The sequence below is a fragment of the Roseateles sp. P5_E11 genome (assembly GCF_054049355.1).
In genome coordinates, this window is the sequence record NZ_JBFUMO010000638.1 from 1 (window position 1) to 3132 (window position 3132).

The 3132-nt window shown below is 64.4% G+C and carries 3 protein-coding genes; all 3 read right to left on the reverse strand.

Features of this window, described 5'->3' with window-relative positions:
- Positions 1-709, reverse strand: a 709-nt coding sequence (fliD, locus tag ACXJKR_RS28340) for a flagellar filament capping protein FliD (protein WP_457325671.1), incomplete at its 3' end; no start/stop codon positions are given.
- A 146-nt stretch (positions 710-855) separates the two neighbouring features.
- Positions 856-1830, reverse strand: coding sequence for a flagellin N-terminal helical domain-containing protein (locus ACXJKR_RS28345; RefSeq protein ID WP_056199253.1), 975 nt, complete (start codon positions 1828-1830; stop codon positions 856-858).
- A 199-nt stretch (positions 1831-2029) separates the two neighbouring features.
- Positions 2030-2947 (reverse strand): flagellin N-terminal helical domain-containing protein, encoded by a 918-nt coding sequence (locus ACXJKR_RS28350; RefSeq protein ID WP_056199250.1) that lies wholly within the window; start codon positions 2945-2947, stop codon positions 2030-2032.
- Between the last annotated feature and the right edge of the window lie 185 nt (positions 2948-3132).

Here is a 3132-nt window from a genome sequence, read left to right on the forward strand (position 1 = left end):
CCAGGTATTGCAGCGAGTTGTAGCAACCCATGCCAAGAAAGCCCAGCCAGGCCAGACCACGCCAGCGCTTCAAGGCCTCCCGCGGGTCGGCCAAGGCGGCATCGGGGCTCGTGATCTGGAAGGCCTGGTTCTCGCCGGTGCTCAGCGACCGGATGACCAGGCGCGTGCCGGCCGCGTCGTTCACCAGGCTGGCGTTGACACCGACATTGGCGGCGTTGATCTTGTCGCGGATGCTGGACAGCGTGTCGGTCGCACTGACGGTGATGGCGGCGGGCGTGCCGCTGCCGGCGGTGAAGACCGGCGGGTCACCGGCCCAACGGCCCAGGGCGATGGTCAGGGTGCCGTCACCCAGGGTTTCGCTGCCACCAGTGAAGATGCGGCTGGCCACAGACTGGGCCGAGGCCAGCTGGCTGACCTTGAGCAGATGGTTCTGGCTGCCCGCGCTGCTGGCGCTGACGGTGGCGACCGAGGTGTCCGACACGCTGACCGTGGAAGCGTTCCACAGGCTGGCGTCGGACAGCTTCTGAGCGGCCGTCTGCATGCTGGATACGGCCGACTGCAGCTGGCCGTAAGCGGAGATCTTGGTCTGAAGCCTGGCAGAAGCCTGCTTGATGTTGTTGATCGGCTGCTGCTCGATCGACATCAGCTTGCTGACCAGGCTCTCGACATCAAGACCACTGCCGATACCGAGCGATGAGATGGTGGCCATAGCCCTTTCCTGTTAAGACCCGTTCCGTAACGCCTTCGGCATGCCGGTGGCGAACTTTAGGAAAACTTTCGCGGGACCGGCGCTGAAATGACAACGCCGGGACTTCCGACACGCGGATCCCGGCGTTTTTGGGTGCGGCGGGCGACTCAGCCCTTGAGCAGTTGCAGCACCTGCTGCGGCAGCTGGTTGGCCTGGGCGACCATGGCGTTGCCAGCCTGTTGCAGGATCTGTGCCCGCGACATGTTGGACGTTTCCTGGGCGTAGTCGGCATCCATGATGCGCGAGCGGGCTGCGGTCTGGTTCTCGACGGCGACCTGCAGGTTGGCGATCACCGAGTCGAAGCGGTTCTGCGTCGCACCGTAGGTGGAGCGAGCCAGATTGACCTGGGCGAGGGCGAAGTCCAGGAACTGGACGGCCACCGACGGGTCACCTTCGTCGCCGTTGGCGCCCGTCAGGGCGGGCGGCGCGCCAGCGGCGGAGAAATCCACCGCCGCGGTCGGCGGTACGCCCCCTGTACCGCTGCCGGAGGCGCCAAGAATGTTGATCTTGGTGCTGTTGATGGCAGCTTCCAGGGCGCCGTCGTTGCCGTTGGGCGTGCCGCTGGTTCCCAGGGTCGTCGTCAGGATGTCGCTTTGGGTGATGACGATCTGGTCATCCACCGTGGCGTTGGCGCCGACCTGGAACGTGAACGAGGTCGCCGCGCCGGTCAGGATCTGCGAACCGTTGAAGTTGGTATTGCGGATCAGCCGCCCCACTTCGGTCTGCAGCTGCGTGAACTCGTTGTTCAGCGCCGCGCGGTCCTGCACGTTGTTGGTGCCGTTGGCAGCCTGCACGGCCAGTTCACGCATGCGTTGCAGCATGTCGCCAACCTTGCCGAGCGAGCCTTCAGCCGTCTGCGCCAGCGAGATGCCGTCATTGGCATTGCGCATGGCAACCGACATGCCACGGACCTGGGTGTTCATCCGTTCGGCGATCGCCAGACCGGCGGCGTCGTCCTTGGCGGAATTCACACGCATGCCAGAAGACAGGCGCTGCATCGACACCGCCAGCAGCCCTTGGGAACTGTTCAGGTTCCGCTGCGCGTTCATCGATGCGATGTTGGTATTGATCGTCTGGGGCATTTAAGCACTCCTGCAACAGCCCGGTTGATTCCGGTGTCCGCGCCGCAGAAGTCAGCGACGCGATGGAGTGAATTGTGTTGGTGCCCTGCGCAGGTCAAACCTGCGAACAACGGTCAAAACCACGGCTATTAAGGAAGCGTTGTTCAACGCTTCTCAAGCCCGTGCCGGCGGTGCCCCACCGCCGGCGGCCTTGCTTCTATCAGCCGCCGCGCAGCAGCGTCAGCACCTGCTGGGGCAGTTGGTTGGCCTGCGAGATCATCGCCGTGCCGGCCTGCTGCAGGATCTGCGCCCGGCTCAGATTGGCGGTTTCGCTGGCGTAGTCAGCGTCCATGATGCGGCTGCGCGCGGCCGACTGGCTTTCCACCGACACCTGCAGGCTGGAGATGACGGCGTCGAAGCGGTTCTGGGCGGCACCGAAGGTGGAGCGGGCCGTGTTCACCTGGGACAGCGCCTGGTCGATCTTGGCGACCGAGTCCAGCGCACCTTTGGTGCCTGTGCCGGTGTAGAGATCGAAGGTGGCGCCGGTACCGGCCGCGCCGACCAGCAGGATGTCGGTGTTGGTCGTGTTGGTGACCTCGGCCAGGGCGCCCTGGTTGGTGCTGGCAGCGGTGGCGGCATTCAGGATGTCGGCACCGGTGATCGTGATGGTGTCGTTGGCCGTCGCGTTGGCGCCCACCTGGAAGGTGGTGGCTGCGGAGCCCGTCAGGATGGAGTTGCCGTTGAAGTTGGTGTTGCTGGACAGGCGCGTGATTTCGGACTGCAGCAGCGAGAATTCATTGTTCAGCGCAGTGCGGTCGTCGATGTTGTTCGTGCCGTTGGCTGATTGAACGGCCAGTTCACGCATGCGCTGCAGCATGTCGCCGATCTTGCCCAGCGCGCCTTCAGCGGTCTGCGCAAAGGAGATGCCATCGTTGGCGTTGCGGATGGCCACGCTCATGCCGCGCACCTGGGTGTTCATGCGTTCGGCGATGGCCAGGCCAGCGGCGTCGTCCTTGGCCGAGTTGACACGCAGGCCCGACGAGAGGCGCTGCATGCTGACCATCAGCGAGCCCTGCGAGGCGGACGTGTTGCGCTGAGCGTTCAGCGAGGCGAGGTTGGTGTTGATGATTGCGGACATGGCGCGTTCCTTTCAGTGCCAATAGGTTGAATCCGAGCCCTGGGCAGCCGGCGCATGGGGCCTTGTGGCCTGTTGCTTGGGCTGACGAGCTGGGACCCGTTGAAACCGTTATCGGACCGGTCGGGGGAACGCTTGAGAGTGATCCTTTGTAAAACGGGCCGCTCAATCTCGCGAATTGCGGGGTG